This window comes from Shewanella maritima (genome assembly GCF_043643735.1).
GTDB classification, from domain to species: Bacteria; Pseudomonadota; Gammaproteobacteria; order Enterobacterales; family Shewanellaceae; genus Shewanella; species Shewanella maritima_A.
In genome coordinates this window covers 461,176-482,636 of record NZ_JBHZSM010000002.1, presented here as the reverse complement: position 1 = coordinate 482,636, position 21,461 = coordinate 461,176, and the positions used below count along the sequence as shown (strand labels likewise).

18 protein-coding genes are annotated in these 21,461 nt (G+C 43.4%); 6 read left to right on the top strand and 12 right to left on the bottom strand.

Annotated features, from left to right (window positions below; genetic code table 11):
* Positions 1-125 precede the first annotated feature (125 nt).
* Positions 126-2,354: a S9 family peptidase gene (locus ACHUGF_RS04225; RefSeq protein ID WP_394129548.1), complete on the bottom strand. Its 2,229-nt coding sequence runs from the start codon at positions 2,352-2,354 to the stop codon at positions 126-128.
* 307 nt (positions 2,355-2,661) lie between these two features.
* Between ACHUGF_RS04225 and ACHUGF_RS04220 the strand changes: the two genes are divergently transcribed.
* On the top strand, positions 2,662-3,654 hold the full coding sequence (locus tag ACHUGF_RS04220) for a class 1 fructose-bisphosphatase (protein ID WP_394129532.1): 993 nt from the start codon (positions 2,662-2,664) through the stop codon (positions 3,652-3,654).
* Between the two features lie 216 nt (positions 3,655-3,870).
* Entirely contained in the window at positions 3,871-4,134 is a 264-nt protein-coding gene (locus ACHUGF_RS04215) for a hypothetical protein (RefSeq protein WP_394129531.1), read from the top strand.
* Here ACHUGF_RS04215 and ACHUGF_RS04210 read toward each other — a convergent pair whose 3' ends face one another.
* From ACHUGF_RS04210 to ahpC, 8 genes are all read right to left on the bottom strand, one after another.
* On the bottom strand, positions 4,135-4,896 hold the full coding sequence (locus ACHUGF_RS04210) for a thioredoxin family protein (RefSeq protein ID WP_394129530.1): 762 nt from the start codon (positions 4,894-4,896) through the stop codon (positions 4,135-4,137).
* 146 nt (positions 4,897-5,042) lie between these two features.
* Positions 5,043-6,275, bottom strand: coding sequence for a dicarboxylate/amino acid:cation symporter (locus tag ACHUGF_RS04205; RefSeq protein ID WP_394129529.1), 1,233 nt, complete (start codon positions 6,273-6,275; stop codon positions 5,043-5,045).
* Between the two features lie 304 nt (positions 6,276-6,579).
* Positions 6,580-7,494 carry a DUF7281 domain-containing protein gene (locus ACHUGF_RS04200; RefSeq protein WP_394129528.1) on the bottom strand — a complete coding sequence of 305 codons (915 nt, stop codon included), beginning with the start codon at positions 7,492-7,494 and terminating at the stop codon, positions 6,580-6,582.
* A complete protein-coding gene (locus tag ACHUGF_RS04195; RefSeq protein ID WP_394129527.1) occupies positions 7,495-8,715 on the bottom strand; it encodes a phosphoenolpyruvate carboxylase in 1,221 nt (406 codons plus the stop codon).
* Positions 8,712-9,380, bottom strand: a complete 669-nt coding sequence (locus tag ACHUGF_RS04190; RefSeq protein WP_394129526.1) for a hypothetical protein — start codon at positions 9,378-9,380, stop codon at positions 8,712-8,714. The genes ACHUGF_RS04195 and ACHUGF_RS04190 overlap by 4 nt, the downstream gene beginning before the upstream one ends.
* A complete protein-coding gene (locus ACHUGF_RS04185) occupies positions 9,380-13,063 on the bottom strand; it encodes an ATP-binding protein (RefSeq protein ID WP_394129525.1) in 3,684 nt (1,227 codons plus the stop codon). The genes ACHUGF_RS04190 and ACHUGF_RS04185 overlap by 1 nt, the downstream gene beginning before the upstream one ends.
* Positions 13,064-13,356: 293 nt before the next feature.
* Positions 13,357-14,928 (bottom strand): alkyl hydroperoxide reductase subunit F, encoded by a 1,572-nt coding sequence (gene ahpF / locus ACHUGF_RS04180; protein ID WP_394129524.1) that lies wholly within the window; start codon positions 14,926-14,928, stop codon positions 13,357-13,359.
* A 136-nt stretch (positions 14,929-15,064) separates the two neighbouring features.
* Positions 15,065-15,634 carry an alkyl hydroperoxide reductase subunit C gene (gene ahpC / locus ACHUGF_RS04175; RefSeq protein WP_394129523.1) on the bottom strand — a complete coding sequence of 190 codons (570 nt, stop codon included), beginning with the start codon at positions 15,632-15,634 and terminating at the stop codon, positions 15,065-15,067.
* 584 nt (positions 15,635-16,218) lie between these two features.
* Between ahpC and ACHUGF_RS04170 the strand changes: the two genes are divergently transcribed.
* Both ACHUGF_RS04170 and ACHUGF_RS04165 read left to right on the top strand, forming a co-directional pair.
* Positions 16,219-16,614 carry a DUF3224 domain-containing protein gene (locus tag ACHUGF_RS04170; protein WP_394129522.1) on the top strand — a complete coding sequence of 132 codons (396 nt, stop codon included), beginning with the start codon at positions 16,219-16,221 and terminating at the stop codon, positions 16,612-16,614.
* Between the two features lie 196 nt (positions 16,615-16,810).
* Positions 16,811-17,485 (top strand): Type 1 glutamine amidotransferase-like domain-containing protein, encoded by a 675-nt coding sequence (locus ACHUGF_RS04165; RefSeq protein WP_394129521.1) that lies wholly within the window; start codon positions 16,811-16,813, stop codon positions 17,483-17,485.
* Positions 17,486-17,551: 66 nt separating this feature from the next.
* On the opposite strand, the gene ACHUGF_RS04160 is transcribed toward ACHUGF_RS04165, so the two are convergent.
* The 3 genes from ACHUGF_RS04160 to ACHUGF_RS04150 form a co-directional block, all read right to left on the bottom strand.
* Positions 17,552-18,304, bottom strand: coding sequence for a spermidine synthase (locus ACHUGF_RS04160; protein ID WP_394129520.1), 753 nt, complete (start codon positions 18,302-18,304; stop codon positions 17,552-17,554).
* Between the two features lie 258 nt (positions 18,305-18,562).
* Positions 18,563-19,300 (bottom strand): dienelactone hydrolase family protein, encoded by a 738-nt coding sequence (locus ACHUGF_RS04155; protein ID WP_394129519.1) that lies wholly within the window; start codon positions 19,298-19,300, stop codon positions 18,563-18,565.
* 58 nt (positions 19,301-19,358) lie between these two features.
* Positions 19,359-20,348 (bottom strand): 2-hydroxyacid dehydrogenase, encoded by a 990-nt coding sequence (locus ACHUGF_RS04150; protein WP_394129518.1) that lies wholly within the window; start codon positions 20,346-20,348, stop codon positions 19,359-19,361.
* Between the two features lie 251 nt (positions 20,349-20,599).
* Here ACHUGF_RS04150 and ACHUGF_RS04145 point away from each other — a divergent pair, with 251 nt between their 5' ends.
* Both ACHUGF_RS04145 and ACHUGF_RS04140 read left to right on the top strand, forming a co-directional pair.
* The gene (locus tag ACHUGF_RS04145) at positions 20,600-21,019 is read left to right on the top strand and encodes a hypothetical protein (RefSeq protein ID WP_394129517.1); all 420 of its coding nucleotides are present in this window, start codon (positions 20,600-20,602) and stop codon (positions 21,017-21,019) included.
* 124 nt (positions 21,020-21,143) lie between these two features.
* Positions 21,144-21,434, top strand: a complete 291-nt coding sequence (locus ACHUGF_RS04140; RefSeq protein ID WP_394129516.1) for a hypothetical protein — start codon at positions 21,144-21,146, stop codon at positions 21,432-21,434.
* Positions 21,435-21,461 lie beyond the last annotated feature (27 nt).

Below are 21,461 nucleotides of genomic sequence, written 5' to 3'. Positions count from 1 at the left end.
AACAAAGATACAGGCAAACCCTAATTGATGATAACCACCTACTGAAGTAGGTGGTTTAGGGCTGAAAATAAAAAACCAGCCTGATGGCTGGTTTTTTAAATTGATGCAAGCTAACACATAACGGATTACTGCTTTAACTGGCTATCTAAAAATGCAGCAAGTGACTTATATAAATGATTACGTACCTTCTCGCCACGCATTGAATGCTTAGAGCCCGGATAATCTATCATTTGGAAAAGCTTACCTTCGTCCTGCAGCGCCTTGTAAACACGCGTGCTATTTTCAAACAATACATTATCATCAGCCATCCCATGGTACATCAATAAACCAGACCGATAGTTACTCACATAAGGCATCACACTGCTGGCCTCGTAACCTTGCTTATTGCTGTCAGGATGTCCCATATACCGCTCGGTATAATGGGTATCATATAAGCGCCAATCACTCACAGGCGCACCCGAAATAGCCGCCTTAAAGTAATCAGGCGCTTTAAACTGGCTCATCAATGCCATGTAACCACCATAACTGTGGCCGTAAATAGCAATATTATCGCCATCCACATAAGGCAAACTACGCAAGTAGTCGACACCGGCTTTTTGATCGTTAACTTCCGCATCTCCCATGTTTTGGTAGATCACAGACTCAAAGCGTGTGCCGCGATTACCAGACCCACGGTTGTCCAACTGAAATACAATATAGCCTTGTTGCAATAAATACTGGCTAAAATAATCAGCTCCGCTCCAGCTATTAGTCACTAACTGAGCATGTGGACCGCCATAAACACGTACCACAACGGGATACGTTTTTTGCGGATCAAATGCCACAGGCTTAAATAAGCGGTGCTGCAATATTTGCCCATCTTCAGCTTTAATATGGCCAAACTCCGGCATTTGCCACAAGGCTGCAAAATCAAATAGCGGATGGTCAGCATCCACTTTATTTTGCTCTACCCAAGCTAAATGTTTACCGGTTTCTTGGTGTAAGCTAATTTGAGGTGGTTGAGATAAGCTGCTGAAGTAATCGATATAAACTGGCTTATTGTCAGCAAAAACCACCTGATGCATGCCAGATCGAGTACTGAGTTTTTCTATACTGCTAGGCCCTTTCTCCATATGCACCCGATAGATATGTCGCTCAACGACACTGTCTTTACGACCAGAAAAATACACCCAGCCAGATGATTCATCGACATAATCTAGGCTATCCACAACCCAATCGCCTTGGGTTAAGGCTTGGCGGTTTTTGCCATTGTTATCGATTAAATAAAGATGTTTAAAGCCAGAGCGCTCTGAGCCCCAAATGAACTTATCCTGTTTTTTCAAAAAGTGCAGATCATCATGAATATTCACCCATGCTTCACTTCGCTCAGCCATCAAGGTTTGTTGCTTAGCCAAAATTAAATTTTCAGCACGAGTTAGATCAACTAGCCGTAAATCCAGTACCTGTTGATTTCGGCTTTGCCATTGATAAGACAACTTCTCACTCGATGGATGCCACTTTACACGTGGCAAATACATATCCTGCTCAGCGCCTAAATCAATCCACTGAGTTTGGTTGTCTGCAAGCGAAGCTACTGCCAATTTAATGGTGACATTCGCTTTACCCGCATAAGGGTAACGCTGCTGAGTCAACTTAATACCATCAGCATAAATTTCATTACGCGTTACCAGCTCAACGCCTGATTCATCAATGCGGCTAAAGGCAATTTTTGACTCATCAGGTGACCACCAGTAACCCGTCATGCGATCCATTTCTTCCTGCGCCACAAATTCAGCCATGGCGTTCTTAATCGGCCCTTTACCATCTGTAGTAATGGCCGACACTTTGCCCGTTTCAAGGCTTAACACATATAGGTTTTGCTCGCGAACAAACGATACGAAATTGGCTTTAGGTGACAACCTAGCGTCGGTCACAAAGCCCTCGCCTGTGTCTAGCTGCTTCATGGATTGAGTGGCAACTTGGTACAAGTACAATTGCCCTGAGGCTGGGATTAAAATTGATTGGCTATCTTGTGACCAAAAATATTCCATGATCCCTTGGCCATAAATTCGCTGGCGCTCGCGGCGTGCTTTTTCTTCATCAGACAATTCACCTGTGGCCAGCTTGTCAGCATCGATGAACACACTGCGCTTACCGGTGGCGATATCCATTTGCCAGAGATCGTAAAAATCTTGATTATCATCACGACCAGCCAAATAAGTCACACGCGAGCCATCAGGCGACATGCTCAAACCTCTTGGGCTTGCTCCCGCCAGTGCTGGGGATTGATGAATACGTTCGATGGTCAGTGGCGAGCGGCCACCTAAAATGGGAGTTAATTCAGCAGTGGTGTTATAGGTCATGTCCGTTGCCATTACGTGAGGTGCAATGAGTGCACTAGGTAGGATAAAAGGCATCGCAAGCGCAATCTTTATCGCCTTTTGCTTCCATGAACTTATCATTATTATTTCCTTGAATTTTGTTCAGCGACCTCATTCTGCCTTAAAATGGTTGAAAACAAAAACAACCTAATGCTAATTCAGCTGCAAAATCCCATGACTAACGCTGAAATATGCCGCGATCTGCGCTATCATCCGCGCTAGAAAATAATCAATGATAAAGCTGCGTGTTACGCTTAACGTAACATCCACGACCTTAACCCGACTTGTCTTAGGAATAACCATGCAAACATTGGCACAAACTCTGACTTCACAAGCGGTATCGGCTACCTTGTCTGATCTGCTGCTTACCCTTGCAAACACCTCTAAAGAGATCAGCTTAGCTGTTAGACACGGCGCTCTCGCTGGCGTACTTGGCGCAACAGAACAAGAAAATGTGCAGGGTGAAACTCAAAAGAAACTTGATGTCATCACTAATGACATGCTTAAAGATGCATTAGCCGCTGCAGGCAATGTACGTGGTATTGCATCTGAAGAAGAAGACTACGTAGTTGAAGCCGATAAAAATGGCGAGTTCCTCGTGTGTTTTGATCCATTAGATGGCTCTTCAAACATTGATATTAACTCGCTTGTGGGTACTATTTTCTCAGTATTACCAGCCCCAGCAGGTGAGTTAAACGAGCAAAGCTTTCTGCAAAAAGGCCGCAACCAAGTTGCTGCTGGTTATGTGTTGTATGGCCCATCGACCATGATGGCATTAACCACAGGTCAAGGTACGCAGTTTTTCACCTTAGACCCAAACACAGGCGAGTTCTTACTGACTCAAGATAACGTTGCTATCACACCAGATACCGGTGAGTTTGCCATTAACATGTCGAACCAGCGTTTCTGGGAAGCACCGATGCAAACTTACATTGCAGATTTACTATTAGGTAAACTCGGCCCGCGTGAGCGCAACTTCAACATGCGTTGGATTGCAGCCATGGTAGGTGATGTGCATCGTGTATTATGCCGCGGTGGTATTTTTACTTACCCTACCGACAACAAAAATCCTCAAAAGCCATACAAGCTACGTTTAATGTATGAAGCCAACCCAATGGCATTTTTGGTTGAGCAAGCAGGCGGTAAAGCCTCTACTGGCTACGACACCATCATGGATATTGAGCCTGAAGAAATTCACCAGCGCGTAGCGGTAATTTTAGGTAGTGCCAACGAAGTCGATACCTGCCTAAGCTATCACGGTCAAGATTACAGCCAAGAGCCAAACGTAGAATAATCTTGTACTCAGTGCTTATTTACAAAAAAACGCCAGTAAATCAAATTACTGGCGTTTTTTGTAACGGTTCAAAGCTGTATCAATTTGCAACTGTATAGCGCTTTTCTTATCTTTCAGATTAAAAATTAATAAAGTAACTGCTAGTGTAATTGCTAGGCTGCTATATCGGTTAATGAGTAATCGAGGTACATAATATAATTACAAGGATGTTGAAATATGCCATTATCCACACGCAAAAGATCACTAAACCTGCTTTTTTATACCTTTTACTTTTTTGCTCTCTCGCGGTTTATCTTCTCTGTATATAGCAGCTACACACTGCCATTTGAATATACTCAATCAGTTGAATACATCATTAAACATCAATTCTATACTGAACAAGCTATGTTCGCGTTCTTTATGGTTATGATCCATGCTTCCATCAATTACGTCCTCGATGATTTAGACAAAATTAAACGTAAATTAGACATAAAAGACTAATCACTGCCAACTGAAGTTTGGGTAATTAGGTAAGTTAAGTTGACTATTTGGGTCTTTCATCAACTCTGACTCTAATCGATGAATATCCTTTTGCAGCTGCACTCTAAATTTCCATACCTCTGTGGCAACTTTACTCAGCTCAGCTTCATCACCAGTGCCATTGCGAACATCAGCCCAAATAGGCCTTTGGTGATCATACGCTTGCTTCAAACGTGCCACCTGCTGCTCAATAAATTGCTTTAACTCATCAGATGTTGGCGCATTGGATACTTGTTGAGTACCAATTTGGCTGAAGAATTCGACGTATTCAGACTGCGGCACACTGTGAGCACTTTGCCATTTAGACACGGTTTGATGGTTCAATACCTGTGCACTTTTAGGGTCGATAACCAATACTGTCGGCGTACCAAAAATGGCATGATAGCCAAATAATTGCGGCACATGATGTAAATCATCAAAATATGCCACATCCACAAATTGCACCACAAAACGCTGCTGCAATATGCTTTGCATCTCAGGCGTTGAAAAGTTTGACGCTAAGCCTCGACTGTCATGGCACCATTGCGCACCTAACACTAACAGTAATAGTTTATTGTTTGCCTCAGCCTGTTGTTGCGCCTGAGCAATGTGCTGCATGTAATCACTGTTTTGCTCGAATTGATATTCAGGTAAAGCGGGTGTCATGTCATGGTGAGTGGTTTGGCAGCCCATTAAGACAAAGGCAAACAGACTGCACATGCAGCCTAAAAGTAGCGTACGCATCGTAAATCCTTCATTATCAGGCCGCCTAAACGGTTCTGCTTAAGCTAGACCTGTTCCTTATTGTTTGCTGTAGCATGCTAGAAAAGCAAAAGGCCTGCAAGTCAGCAGGCCTTTTTGATCAATTGGGCAAGTAAACCCACAATCACTTAGTCAACTTGATGCGGTTTTTCCGTTTGATCAACAATGGTCAATACCGCGGTATCACCCACTACATTACAAGAGGTCAAAATCATATCAATTAAACGGTCAAGCGCGGCAACAATAGCAAATGCTTCAATCGGTAAACCCATTTGGTGAATTAACACACCAATCATCACCATTCCGCCACCTGGCACACCACCAGCACCTACAGATAATAAGAATACGCTAAATAACAATGCCGGAATTTGCTCGCTAGTAATAGGCATGCCGAATGCGTTAGCAACGAAGAAAATCGCAATGGTAATGTAAATCGACACACCGCCCATATTCATGGTTGCACCAAGCGGTACACCAAAGCCTGCTACTGCGCGATTCACACCTAGCTTATCTGTTAGGGTACGCATGGTGACAGGAATCGTCGCATTTGAACTAGCCGTTGAAAGCGAGAACAAGATTTGCTCGCGAGTTTTCTCACGGAATGTGCTGGCTGACACTTGAGTAAAGAAGCTTACGGCATATGGGTAAACGACAAAGATCCACAGGGCTAATAAACCGATAATCAGCAATAAATACTGCACAACACTGAAGAAGACTTCTGGCTCAAGGGTTGCACCTAGCTTAAACATCAGCGCAAAGACACCAATTGGCGCTAAATTCATTACCACTGAAATCAAACGCATCATGATAACGTTAGCCGTTTGAAAACCTTTCACTGCACCTGAAACCGTTTCACCTAACGACTTCATCACACCGCCTAATAGCAATGCCATAAAGATCACTTGCAGCATATTGCCTGAAGTGAATGCTGAGAATGGGTTGTTTGGCACAATATTGACGATTAACGCCATTAAGTTTGGCAATTCGGTCGCGGTGATCTCAACCCCGCCGCTGCTGGACATATCCACGCCTTTACCCGGCTCAATCAGCATAGCCACGGTAAACGCTGCGGTAATTGCCACTAGCGTATTAATGATATAGAAGCTGAATGTTTTGCCACCGAGTCGGCCGAAGCTTTTCAAGTCTTGCAGCTCACACACACCACACACGATACTGACAAAAACTAAAGGCACAACCAACATCATGATCATGTTGACAAACATGCTACCAATGCCACTGGCAATGTTGACTAACGTGCCAGAAAAGAAAGCAATATCATTCAGTGCGAACTGAACAATGCTGCCCAATATGACACCGATAAACAAACCGATAAAAATTCTTGTGGATAATGAGTTCTTCATTGAGTGTTCAATCCCCGTAGCAATTAAGCCTGTATTAGTTAATTATTTTTATAAGCTAAGCCATAGGCCTACATTTTTTGATTGAAGGATACTGTGCCATCGCAAGCTAGATTTCAATGGTTTATCTCGAATACTCAGTAAAATTTTGGCAACATTTTTACGCACCGAACGTATACCACTGTTTTTAAAAGATTTAATAACAAACTCTAGATTAAAGCGGAATTTAACTTCAAAAACACAGCCTGTAACAGCACGATCGACGACAATTGAGAGGATTTCAGGTTTAAACACCAGTAAAAAATGACTAACGCATTAATAATGTTAACTCTAGAGAATGAGCTAACATATGCTGCTGTTTCACATTGATATGGAATTGTTGCATAGATTTAAATACTTGTGTCCAAGCTTGTAAAGCTTGGCTTTTTAGAAAGCTCACTTGTTTATGCTGTTTGTGGTAATCATCAAGATCATTGACCTGCTTTAACGTAACCAATTGCTCGGGTTCATTTAGCATCATTTTGGGGATAATGATCCCTTCGCATCCAATCAGTAACTGGGCAATTTGCAATCCCGCAGCATCTAAATCGGTAAATGCCAATACCTTTACCTTAGTGTGACTATTGCTGAGTAATTGCAGTAACCGCTTACAGCCAGCAGGTGAGTTTGCCCCGCCACCTCGATAGACAAACAGAGTACTATCAAGCTGTGAGCTAATGGCCTCATCAAAGTTCATCTTGGCTATAGCATCAAAGCTGTCGAGATTCTCGACTACGATTAACCTCTGTATCGAAGCATTTTGGCAGAAGCGAAATACACTATCGACAGGTAAGCGCATTGACGCTTCATCATCCACAATACCACTTAAAGCATTTGATAACTGCGGGTTCGAGGGTTGAGCACCAATTTGCTTAACTAAGACATAATTCGCCTCAGGACGAACGTTTGCCAGCTTTTCTTTATGGGAGACATTAGCCATTTGATGACGATCTGCGTCAAAATCTAGATTAAATACATCTAGGCCTGACTCTTCCTTGACTAACTGGTGCAGTAACTGATGGTCCTGCCGCGTGAGTATCAGCTTTTTATCAACCCCATCAATCTCGCCAACATCAAAATGCTGATATATCGCGCGCCAGTTGGCTGTCAGTTTCACCTGTAACTGACGCTTAGTCACCACAGTGTTGATGGCCTTAATTTGGGCGCGACTTAAACTGGCCATTTACGCCAACCACAACTCAACATCATGGATAATATAGTTGCCGTTATAGACTGGATGAGGCTTACCTATTGCCTCTAACTCAAAATAGTCTTTGTGCTCAGCAGGTAAACCTTCATAGCCACCGATAACCTGATAAATCCAACTTTCACTGTCCCAAGGTAATTGATGCTCTTCAAGGTATTGCAGCGCAGATTGTCGCTCGCCCGAATCAATAATGGCGCAAAAATAAGCATCTACGGCCAGCTTTAATGGGTTATCAGGGATATCAAAGTCTTCTACTTGTCCCACTGAAATTGGCATATCGGTTTCACGAACCGCTCTAATGCCATCATCACGATTAATGGTTTTAATGTGCGACACGATATCCATTAATGCCACTTCATGCTGGCTGTTATGTACATCAACATGCGCAGGCGCGAGTAAGGTTTCGGCACAATTAAACAATGCAGGCACTTGCTTATGGCTAACGTGATCACCCACTTCATAATCGGGGTGTAAATCGGTATGCAGCAACCAACCTTTTAATAAACGCGTACGCCCCTGAATTTGTCTAAATCGACCCAGCAATTCAAGTAGCCTCGCCTGCACGACACTCAACTCCTGGGTACATTGGCTTAACGCTTCTTGCAGATTAGTCACCAGTAACTTACGCAGCTCACGAATATCGCCAGCAATTTCGCCCAGCTCGCTAAACTGGAACATATCTAGCCCATTGAGTAGTTCAGTTACCTGACTTTGGGCGAGTTCATTTTCACGAATTTTAGCGCTGATGCTGCCTACATAACCAAACTCATTGTTGATCCGCCCCCACAACACACGAATGGAATAGCGCAAGCTATCGGTAAAGGCGTACACATGCTCATTTAAGTCAGCCAAATAAGCTTCTGAGGCACTATAGTCGCTGTTGAAACGGGCTTCTTTATAATGGTCGGCTAAGGTTTTGATACTGGCTAAAGCCGAGCCAACATTGGCATCAATTTGTCGGTTACGTTCATCACTCAGTGCTTCTTCAAGTAATGCTCGTACAGAACGCTTTAGACGCAAATCTTGCTCGGGATCAGGCCGCCATAAAATGCCGCTTTTCTTGAGCTTTTCAATGACTTTTTCGTCATGTTGATTTTCGTTGGTGGCACCAGAGAGGTACACATCCATCACCACATCAGCATGCCGCCCCAACTGTTTGAGCAGCTTTACCCCTGCTTGATGCAAGTTGTTGCTCATAGTAAATCCCTTTGTGTTGCGGTTTCAGCTTGCGCTTCAAGATTCAAACCTTCAGTTTCATCGATAAAGCGGATCACTTCATACAAATAATCAATCTTGCCTGTGGCGATAAAGATTTGTTTTTCAGCATTAGGCTTAGTTAAATAACCTAGCTCCACTAATCGCTTAAACACTAATTTTAACTGGCCATCCGTCGCACTTGAGGTTGAGCCAAACAAACGGTAATGGCTTAATTTTGCCAATTGCTCACTGAAAGCTGGGGTATCCTCGATGCAAGCTTGTAACTCAGTCAGTCGGATCGGTGCACCTTCGCTTAATGGTGCATCTTGGCCATTGGCTTCTTGGACTAACACCAACCATTCCACTAGCGGGATCAAGGCTGAGCAGATTTCTTTAAATTGACTCGATACGACTTTGCGCTCGGCATCGCCTAATTGCAGATAACCACAAAAGAACACATCACCTTCGCCGGCACTACTAATGGTGCGATTAATTTGATTGAGGTATTGTTCAACACGGTCGCGAGTTTGTGGGTTCTTCAACGCACGCCAACCATCTTCGTTGGTGACGCGACAAATAAACTCACCTTTGAGCAGTTGTTCAATCAATACGCCTGTGCCCACGAGTACAGACTCTGAAGATGACGAAGTTTGGATTTGCGACATTATGCCATCTCCTCGGTTTGGTTCTCATTACGCTTAGCTAAGCGCTCTGCTAATGGGTTAGATTTTGGTTTCACCACCTGAAGTTTGCGGGTTTGCTTATTAATGATGTAGCGGTTAGCAAAGAGATTGAGCACTTCAGATTCAGGGTTAGGGAATGCTCCTAATACACTGATATTGTTGTTTTCACAGGCATCAAAAATCTTCTTCACATTACCGTGGTGCAAGGTACCAAGCTCATCAATCGGCCAATGAATGGTTACGTCAGCTTTGCCTCTTAATAATCTGGTAAAGGCCAATAGGAACTTACACAAAATCAAATACGCCATACCGTGGCTTGATGATTCATTTAACTGTCTATCGGTGCGGATCACCAAGTCGCTATTACCTTCTTTAAGGCGCAGTTCAATTTCGAGTAGTTTAGCAATACCGCCTGTTAGCGCTGCGCGACCAATAATCTCCAGTGCGCGGCGCATGGTGTTGGTGTAGTTTTCATCCGGCAATTGACTGAAATTATCGGCTTTCCATGCTTTAAAGGCTTTTACAAATGCTTCTAGCTCAGGCCAGAATTCAAGCTCACTGATGCGAGAACGAATTTTCACGGCTGATTCAGATACACCGTCAAGGAACAATTCTTCACCCACTTCACGGGTAATGCGCGCACTTTGAGTGGCAATGCGGCGGTCAATATCCGCTAATACATCATAAAATGCGGTTAAGTCGACACCAAAGATACGCCCTTGCTCTTTAATCGCCATCAATGATTGCGGCACCATCACATTAAGTAACTGTTCAAGTTGTGGCACCAGCTTACGGTAATCAAGAATGCGGATGCCTTTGTCGTTGGTAAAGCTCGACTCTTCACGGGCACGCTCCCAAAACTCAGCCAAACTCGAACCCGACTTACTGGCGATCACACTGTCGAAATGCTCGACATATTGCTTCACAGAGCCCAGCAGATGGTCACGATTAAGTAGCAGATCTTCACCCTGACGCAATCGCTCACCAATACTGCCACTGGCAACATCTTTATTCTTGGGTAGCTTCAACTCAGCGAGTTTACGCATCACAGCGCGTAACTTAGTGAGGTTTTCAGACGCTTCAATTTGTGCCGCATCACACGCTTTACGGGCCGTTTCCAACTCATTGCGGCGCGTTTTAATCTCTGCTGTTTTATGTTTTAGCTGTTGCTGTAAATCCAGTGCAGCTCGTTTGACATCGGCAAGCTGACTTTGCAAGGTGGGCTTACGTTGCAACCAAGTGTGCTGATACCAATCATCAAAGCGCAATACTTCACTGCGACGTTGTTCTGCATGACTAATTTTGGCTTCTAGCTCGCGAATTTCACGCTTAAGGGCGATGATTTTGTCTTCATCGACACCGCGAGATTTCAGCTCGTCTTTATACCAAGACTCACAGGCTTTTTGTTCAGTTTTAGCGTGTTGTTTACGCTGGTCTATATTCGCTTTTATCTGCCCAAGTACATTGTCAATGGCGCCAACCACTTCTTGCCAATAGGCGTTCTTTTCCATCCGCGCTTCAAGGGCTTGTTCTTGCTGTTCTTCAAGCCATTGCTGATGCTGATTATGTAGTTGTTTTAGTTCATTATCTAACTGGGTTAGTCGTTTACCCGATTGGGCTTTACGTTCAGCTAATGCGTCATTGATAGCTTGTTGTTCGGTGCGTTTTTCGTCAAACAAACGACGCACATCTTCACGACTATTTTTGTATGCAGTGCGGGCAAAGGTTAACTCACGGCTCAGCTTATCCAGTGACTCATTCATGGCCACTAGCTGTGCTTCTGCTTCAGCCTGTCTTTCTTTAGCTGTGGTGAGTTGATCTTGTGCTTTATCAAGTGCAATACGTAGCTCTTGTTCAGAGTGTGCATACTCAGGCACCTCTAGCATGTTTAAATCGAGCTCGACACCAAATAAACCCGCGGCATTTTCTGCATTCACACGTGGGTGCAAATCACTGCGGTGCAACAACTCTGGCGCGATGACTTTACCAATGGTCTGCTCCCACCCCTGTGACTCTTTGCGTAAGAACTCCAATAAGGTGTGCGATTGCGGAAACAACATGTGTTCCAGCTCATCTTTTTGCTGCTCCGCTTCATTCACTTTGATGCCCGCTAAGCGTAGCGCTTCATTGGCTTGATCGCGTTTGGCACGTTGCTTTTTCTCTTCAGAGAACAAGCGCTCAACCTTATCGTTGCATACCTCTTGCTCTTCATCAGCAAGCGTAATACGTTCATCGAGCACAGCTAAACGCATTTTTTCTTCTTCGGTATATGTCACCCCATCCACTTGGTGAGTTAACTCAGCTTTAGTGAGTTTCAACTGATACTCTTGCTCACGGAATGTGGATTTACCCGCTTCTGTTTGCTCGCGCCATTGCTGTTCAAGCTTAGCCATATCATCGTTTGCCAATTCTCTCTGTGCATCTCGGGCTTCACGTTGGCTATCTTGCTCTTTATGTAGTTTGTCTAGCTCGCGGCTAAGTTGCTCACCAATTTTGCTGCGCCTTGCATTGTAAGCGGCTTCAATATCCTGATGTTTTTCCGTTTGCAATTTATGACGCTCTTGCAGACTTTCAACATCATTACGCCACGTAGGTAAACTATCTAAATCCGCTTTTGCTTGCTCAATATCAGCATCTAAAAACGCGGCATGCTTATCTTCAATGGCATCCAATTCTTGTTCATAACTTTGAACTGAGGTAGTTGCAGCTGAGATCTCTTGATTAAGCTCGTCCCGCACTTCTTTCCATTCAGTATCTAAGCTTGCTAATTGGCTATTGAGTGTCTTCGCTTGCTGAAGGTTATCCTCTTGACGGGCGGCTTCCTGAGTTTCATCTTGCTGATACCCTTTGGCCAAACTGGCTAAACGAAGTTCTGCACTGAGGAGTTGATCAAACTCTTGTTCTAACTTTTCAAACTGTGGTCGAATTTCTTCAAAACCTTGTACCAATTGGCTTTCACGGATCCATGATTCAACCCGTTGCGGATTCAATCTTGATGCAGGCGGGTTCACACCGTCTTCTTCCAAAATCGCTGCAATCATGGACTTCACAGTTTCCATTTTGCCTTCTTTGGAATGTACTGCTTTGGCCAATTTTTCAATGTGTCTTAAGGTATGCTCACCCTCACATAAGGAGAACTGCCTCGCATTGGTACGTAATTCTGAGCGATTGCTGCCAGTGGCAAGTAAACTGCGATCGTTTTGGATGATCGCTCTAAACTCTCGCGTATTGAGTAAATTAGAGTGCGCGACTTTTCGGCGCTTCATTTCTCGACCAAGATCCGCCATCGAATGACAAATAATCGTGTCACCATTGCGCGTTTTAACGTAATCATCGAGCTCAAAGCCTTGCGCTATAAAGCGGTAATTCACCCCTTTTCCATCACCTGCTGAGGCGAGCACCGCCTGATATAACAGCCCATCTTGTTTTTGATACTCATAAATGATGTAACTGGAGTCGTGAGGCAAATACCAACGCTCAAAACTGTCTCGAGTAGAGGGTACAACGCGACTTGGGTATTCGCCATAAAATACCGGGACGAGTCGTTGTAATGTGGTTTTACCTGATGCATTAGTACCACAAATATTGGTGTGGCCATCAAGGGCGAGCTCTACCACGCCAGGAAGGTGGGTATTAATCAGTACAATTCTTTTCAAGCTTGGCATGTGTGTCCTTTCCAAACAGATCCAATCGCGCGCAATTTGCGAACAGAGATGGCATTAAGTTAAATCAAAGTGCGAGGGTAAGCAATTTGTAGATGCTGCAGATGATACTCCAGTCAGGCTCTAGTTTGTGCTTAACTATTGGTCAACTAAAAATGAGCGGCTTGAAATGACATCAATATAAGTGGAAAAGTAAGACTAAAACGCAAAATGGAGCCACTTGGGCTCCATTGATTAATGCTTAGATGTATTAACTTAGATGAAAGTAAGTATCACTAAAAGCTAATTTTGCCTAGTTATGCAGCTTGCTCACCTGTTGCTTCAGTATGACGAATTAAGTAATCAAATGCGCCCAAAGAAGCTGTTGCACCACTGCCCATCGCAATAATGATTTGCTTATAAGGCGTATGGGTCATATCACCAGCAGCAAATACACCTGGAATTGACGTTTGACCGCGAGCATCAACAATCACTTCACCGCGTTCAGTTAAATCAACGACGCCTTTTAACCATTCAGTGTTTGGCACTAAACCGATTTGAACAAAAATACCGGCCAGTTCAATGTGGTGACTTTCGTCAGTCGCACGGTCTGTGTATTGTAACCCTGTAACACGAGCACCATCACCGATCACTTCAGTCGTCATCGCTTGTTTGATGATAGTAATGTTACCCATTGATGCGGCTTTACGTTGCAATACTTCATCTGCACGTAATTTAGAATCAAATTCAAGTACAGTCACATGCTCAACAATATTGGCTAAATCAATTGCAGCTTCAATGCCTGAATTACCACCACCAATCACAGCGACACGCTTGCCTTTGAATAATGGGCCGTCACAGTGCGGGCAATATGCCACACCTTTACCACGATATTCTTGCTCGCCTGGTACATTCATTTCACGCCATCTTGCACCTGTTGCCAATACGATTGATTGGCTAGTTAATGTCGCGCCATTAGCCAGTTCCACATCAAACTTACCTGCACTATTTTTAGCAAGGGACACACCACGTTGGTTGTCCATCACGTCGACATCATAGTCACGTACATGGTTTTCCAGATTGGCCACTAATTTTGGCCCTTCTGTTTTAGATACCGAAATAAAGTTTTCAATACCTACTGTTTCAGCTACCTGTCCGCCAAACTTTTCAGCAAGGATACCTGTCGTTAAACCTTTACGAGCTGAGTAAATTGCGGCTGATGCACCAGCAGGACCGCCGCCAACAACGAGCACTTCAAAGTCATCTTTTGCGTTAATGGCATCTGCTTGACGACCGGCGGCATTGGTATCAATTTTGTTTAAGATCTCTACCACGCTAATCGCGCCAACAGAGAAAGGCTCGCCGTTTAAGAATACTGATGGCACAGATAAAATATTACGCTGCTCTACCTCAGCTTGGAATAAGGCACCGTCAATCATCACATTGGTGATATTCGGGTTAATGGCCGCCATCATGTTCAAGGCTTGGACCACTTCAGGGCAAGTTTGGCAGCTTAGAGACACGTAGGTTTCAAACTCAAACTTACCAGGTAATTGTTTAATTTGTTCAATGACATCCGCTTCTAGCTTGATGTCGTGACCGCCGCTATGCAGCAAAGCTAATACTAAAGAAGTAAATTCATGTCCCATTGGCAAGCCTGCAAAACTAATTTGGCTACCATTTTCTGGGTTACGCACGCTCATATTTGGGCTGCGAGCACCTTGCTCGTTACGCACTAAGATAAGATCTGACACATCATTAATGTCATTGGCTAACGAAGTTAACTCAGCAGATTTGTTACCGTCGTCAGTTGACAATACCAGCTCAACTGGACGTTTTAAGTGTTGCATGTATGACTTCAGTTGATTTTTTACGTTGGCATCTAACATAACGACTCCTTACAAAGCGAAGTTTGTAATACACAATAAGTTTTTGAAATAGGTTGCCAGCTACCGGGTGATGAAGTCGGTAGCCGGCCGGAGAGAGAGTGATGAAATGGGGCTAAGCGCTACCCCATTTTTTGACTTAGATTTTGCCTACTAGGTCAATTGATGGCGCTAGCGTTTCTTCACCTGGCTGCCATTTTGCTGGGCAAACTTCACCGTCGTGGTCAGCAACATATTGAGCAGCTTGGATTTTACGAACTAGTTCTTGAGCACTACGACCAATACCTAGGTCATGGATTTCAGCAACTTTCACTTCACCTTCTGGGTTCATTACGAAAGTACCGCGAAGTGCTAGGCCGTCTTCTTCAATCATCACACCGAAGTTGCGTGTGATTGCACCCGTTGGGTCACCAATCATTGGGTAGTTGATTTTGCCAATAGTGTCAGAGCTTGCGTGCCATGCTTTGTGAGTGAAGTGTGTATCAGTTGATACTGAGTAAACTTCAACGCCCATTTCTTGCAGCTGTGCGTAATGGTCTGCCATGTCACCTAGTTCAGTTGGGCAAACAAACGTGAAATCAGCTGGGTAAAAGAATACAACAGACCATTTGCCCAGTAAGTCTTGCTCAGTGACGTCGACAAACGCGCCATTATGAAATGCAGTAGCTTTAAAAGGCTTGATAGTGCTGTTGATGATTGACTGTGTCATGTGTAACTCCATTAAGTTTAATTGGCTCATTTGAGCGATTAAAGACGATATTAAAAACTGTCTATAACTGTCGGCGATAACTGCGTGCCGTTGTTCGATGAAGCTAGAATACGTAATCGGATTGATTATGTATAACTGATAAAAACTATCATTATAATCGGATTTTCAGTTTAAGGCTGAACGGCTCAAAAAACGCATAATGAGTGTACAAAAAGTCTTTGTTTTGGTTGGTATATTCTACAAAACGGACATAGATCACAGTTTGCTTTGAGGGTGATTTTTGGGGTTATAAAGGGTGTTTTTTTATTTCGAATAGCAAAAGAGGCAGGTGCTGTTCACTTTTTTCGATTATGACTTTTTCAAAGTAGGTTTTTGGGAGTTTAGAGGGGTATTACTTTTCCAAACTTTGATATCTACACAATATGAAAATGCCCCCTAATGATTTGTTTTAAGATAAAACTCTGGGCAATTTTCAGCCAATACTCTAGTGTAATAGCCATAAACTTATCACGATGTCACTCTACTACATTCAGTGCTTGCATCTGATAATCAGTGTTTTTATCAATACCAAACATGGAGCCAGCATGAAAATATCAGGGAAATTTGATGTCACACTCGAACCAATGGATACCTATGCCACGGGGGCAGAGGGCGCAAATCTCGGCAGAATGTCAATCAACAAGAATTTTCATGGTGAGTTATCAGCACAAAGTCAGGGCGAAATGCTTAGCGTAATGACAGCCGTTAAAGGCTCTGCGGGTTATGTTGCAATCGAGCAAGTGGTAGGTACGCTTTCTGGTATGACAGGTTCTTTCGTGTTGCAACATTACGGCATGATGTCTGGCGGAAAAGACACGCTGATTTTAGAAGTGGTACCCGATTCTGGTACAGGCGAGCTGCTTGGGTTATCAGGCAACATGACCATCAAGGTTGACGGTGGCCAACATATTTACGAATTCGAGTACACAAAGCCACAATGAATGATGGTATTGCGAATAGTGATTCTACTAATAGTGGTAATTACTAATAGTGGTAATTACTAATAGTGGTAATTACTAATAGTGGTAATAGTGGTAATAGTGGTTATGAATAATAATAGTTTGACATTTATGCACTTATTCGCTCCCTAGCTTATCTTGAAACATATCAATACCCACGCTCGAATGCAGGAAAGACATGAAATTAGCTTTAGTCAGCAATAATGCGACAACTCAAGGGCGACAGGCCATAACGCAGTTACTCGCAAGTCTTAATGTGGCTCCCAACGAATTAACAGTAGGCTACATTGCCTCTGCGCCTGATCCAGATAGGACCTTCTTTAACCAAACTCGCGACTTTTACCAGCAGCTTGGGGTAAACCAAGTAGCATACCTTGAGCTTGAACAAGAATTTAGTCAGCAACAATTTGAGAAAATATGTGCCTGCTCAGTCATCCATTTATCTGGTGGTGATACCTATCGCTTTTTATATTGGTTAAAACAGCGTGGTCTGGTCGACACTTTAGCTAATCTAGCTTTAGCGGGGAAAGCCTTTGTGGGAGTCAGCGCAGGGGCAATGCTACTGACGCCATCCATTGAAAGCGCTTCACTATGTGGTGATATTGATACATTCCAGCAAACGGATTTTACAGCATTGGCTGTGGTCGATTTTATGTTTACCGCTCATGCCAAGAGGGATGCCAATGAACGCTCATTAGCTGAAAAAGTGGCTCAAGATAACCACTGCCCGTTTGTATTATGCGCTGACGAGGATGCACTGGTGATTGAGGGTCAGCAGCATACGGTATTTGGTCAGCCTCAATGGGTATATAGCGCAAAGCTGAAAAATGAGAAGAAACCGTGCCATCAATGATTGGTGGTACGGGCTGTTATAGCTATTTCTATGCACTAAACACTAAACACTAAACACTAAACAAAATTACGCTTCATACTTCCATGACTCGAAACGAGTAAGTACCCGTTGAATGTTAAAGTCCAACTGTTGAGACAAAGCTTGAGTCGCGGCTTTATTATTGGCTTGGCTAAAGCCTGCATCATGATCACAAGCAAATATCACCCAGTTTCCACCAGCCGTTAAACATGCATAGACATAGTTAAAATGTTGCGACAACCGTTGTTGAAATGCTAAATCTCGACTGTGTTCCTTCCAGCAATTCAGTACTAACATACCTTGCTGCTTGAGCTTAGATTTACACCCTTGCATAAAGCTGTCTGACAACTGGCGCTGGTCTACACCTTTTTCACTGTAGATATCTGCACACAATAAATCGACTTTTTTATGTTCGGCTTCAACGACAAATGGATAAGCATCTTGATGGATGAGTTGAAGCTTTTTACCTACAGGTAACTGAAAATATCGTCTAGCCACATCTATCACTTGCTGGCGAACTTCAACGGCGGTCATTTTAATCGCTGCATCATAGTGCTTAAACGCATGCACCAATGCACCGCCACCTAAACCCAAAATAATCACGCTTTTAGGTTTTACAAATAACAATGCAGCTAACATAGCTTGCACATAAGTGTGCTGCGGTATGTGCGGGTACTGTTTATCTAGTTTAGATTGCTCGTCATTTTCGCCAAAGGCTAAAATGCGGTAATCACCGTCATCTAATACGCAAAAATCGCCATATTCATCGGCTGTGGTATGGATGACTTTAAAATCGGACATCATGCTCTCTTTTGTTATCAAGGTTCATATCTTGTGCCAATCATTTCAGTGCTCAATAATTTCAGAGCTCATTCAGGGCTCAGTTATTTCAGTACTCAGTTATTTCAGTACTCAGTTATTTCAGTACTCAGTTATTTCAGTACTCAGTAGCACTGCAAAGAGTGACACGACAAAGTGGCACTTCCATTTTGGTGAACCTGCAATAAAAAAGGCTCTCCCTGAGCCTTTATCCTTGGATTGATTAGCTTAGGCGTGACATCATTTTAAGCTACGCTGAAATAAGCTGACCGCTTGTAAATACATTTGCAGCGCTAATGCGGGATCATATCTATCACCTTCATCACGCATAAAAGCATGCTGTGCATTGACTTCTTGCCAGCTAAAATTGGCTTCAACCTCTTCTAGCTTTCGATAAATATCTTTACGACCTTGAGCCGACACATGTGGGTCTTGCTTACCAAACACTAATTGCAATTCACCTTTAATATCGCCAGTGCGAGATAAAGAATCATTACCTTCTTGGCATGGTAGCGTATTTGAATGGATGTCAGTCGGATATAGGCAAAATGCACTACTGATATCAGGGTTAATTGCTGCACGATAAGCCAAATGGCCGCCAATACATACGCCCATGGCCCCGACTTTATCGCTGCAAAAGGTTTGGCTTCTGGCAAAGTCAATTAACGCTTGGGTATCAGTATCATGTGCTTCTAGCGGTTTGCTAAACTTGTCCTGATTACCTTTATCTTTACCAGCATCATCATAGGCTAGAATGGTACCTATTGGATTAAGCTCATGAAACACTTCAGGCACTAACACCACAAAGCCATGTCCTGCCATCATAGCGGCACTGCGACTAATCGGCGCAGTTTCTTGGAAAATTTCTGAGTAAAAAATGATGCTGGCAAACTGCCCTGGTTGACTGGGTCGATATAAGCTAGTGCGCATCGTCCCTGTCGCAGTGTCGATATCGTGAACTTCCCTTAAGATATTCATAATCCCTCAAAAAAATTGGAGCACATGTTTGCTACAACTTATCAACAAACCGCCAAAGTTAACACAGTTCATTTCCGGATTTTTCACCACTCAATACTGCTTGCACATTGTTAAGCGTGGTTGATGCAATGGCATTCAGTGCTTCTTGGGTTAAGAAGGCTTGGTGACCGGTAAAAATCACGTTGTGGCAGGCAGACAAGCGACGGAAAACATCGTCTTGGATGATTTCGCTAGATTTATCCTCAAAGAACAAGCCTTTTTCATTTTCGTATACGTCTAAGCCCAGTGAACCAATTTGACCGTCTTTTAAGGCTTCCATTGCATCAAATGCATTCAATAGTCCACCACGGCTAGTGTTAATAACCATGACACCCGGTTTCATTTTATTGAAACTTTCATTGCTGAGTAGATGGTGATTTTCAGGAGTTAATGGGCAATGTAAGCTGATGATGTCGCATTGCGGGTACATCTCATCCAACTCAACATACTCAATGCCAAGCTCAATAACTTCAGGATTTGGGTATGGGTCATAAGCGACGACTTTACAGCCAAAACCTTGTAAGATTTTGACAGTCGCTAAACCGATTTTACCCGTGCCAATCACCCCAACAGTTTTACCAAACATATTAAACCCAACTAGACCTGCTAGCGCAAAGTTAGCGTCACGAGTACGTTGATAGGCTTTATGGATTTTGCGGTTAAGGGTTAACATCAGCGCCACTGTATGTTCAGCTACCGATTCAGGAGAATATGCCGGTACGTTGACGACTTGAATCCCCAATCGCTTGGCTGCATCTAAGTCAACATTGTTAAAACCTGCACAGCGCATGGCAATAATTTTTGTGCCGCCTTTAGCTAACTCAACTAAAACTTCATCGCAAAGCGAATCATTCACAAATGCACACACAACCTCGAAACCTTCAGCCAGTTTGACGTTTTGCATGCAAATGCGGTAATCAAAGTACTCAATTTGGGCATTAAATGCTTCATTGGCTTGATTGAAATGACGAATGTCATATGGCTTAGCACTAAAAAAACCGATTCTCATATTAACCTCTACGCTTCATGCGTATATAAATTCTCAACTGTTTGCAATTTTAAGTGATAGTGGCAATTTTGTCGTTGTAGACTTTCAAAACAGACAGGGAATTGTGATCAGGGTTACTAGAATCAACCTAATTAAAACATTATTTGATTATTTTCTTACACCTCGGCACATTTATAACTTGATCACGTCCTTTTAGCCGTTATCTTGCTAAGCTTGCTTGCAGTTAACATCACTCCCTCTAGGTATCCACTATGGCGAAAAAACAGTCTCAGCCTTTATCAGAAACCCGTTTTTGGTTCGAAAGACTGACAAAAACCAGCCTCCGCGCATTGCACATAATTGGCATTGTTGGTGCGGGCGGCGGCATCATTGTCGGGGCTGAACAATCATTATGGATGAGCTATTGGGTGCTGGCGATGGCAACTGGCTGTTTGTTATTAGCTTGGGAAGTCGTAAGAGATTGGCGCTGGTTAATCCAATTAAAAGGCGTGCTAACCATAGTCAAAGTGGCAATGTTAGGCTTATTTATTCCGTTAGCTGCCTATAAATCTGAGCTATTCATATTCATTATATTACTGTCGGTAATTGTCTCCCATGGTCCTGCTGGTCTTCGTCATTATTCCATTGTGCATCGTAAAGTATTGCAAGGGCGAAAAGAAATAAAAGGCTAATGATTACTGCAGGCTAAGGAAACTAAATACACCTTTTGTAAGTTATTGCGTCGCGAAATAGCCACTCTTGATAGAGTTGGTGTATAGTTAATTTTGTCGCAATTGATTAACACAAGGATAAAGGATGTTTCCTTACCCAGAGCAATATCGAATCGCCACGCCACCGGTCACCACCGCATTTATGGTGTTTTGGGCGTTAACTAGCCACGCCATTTTTGCCGATGCGAGTCCGTTTGCCCTGTATCCATTAATGATGCTGTTCCCATTAGTGATTGCAACTCATGTGTATTTAATTTGGCACGCTCAAGGGATGACACGTCTCGATCAATGCTTTTATGCGCTAGTCCATGTCCCTTTAGCATTCGTGGTCTGGACCTTCACCATCATGCATGTCAATGGCAACGCATTTTCATAATCTACGCCACAGTTTTACCTAAGATTA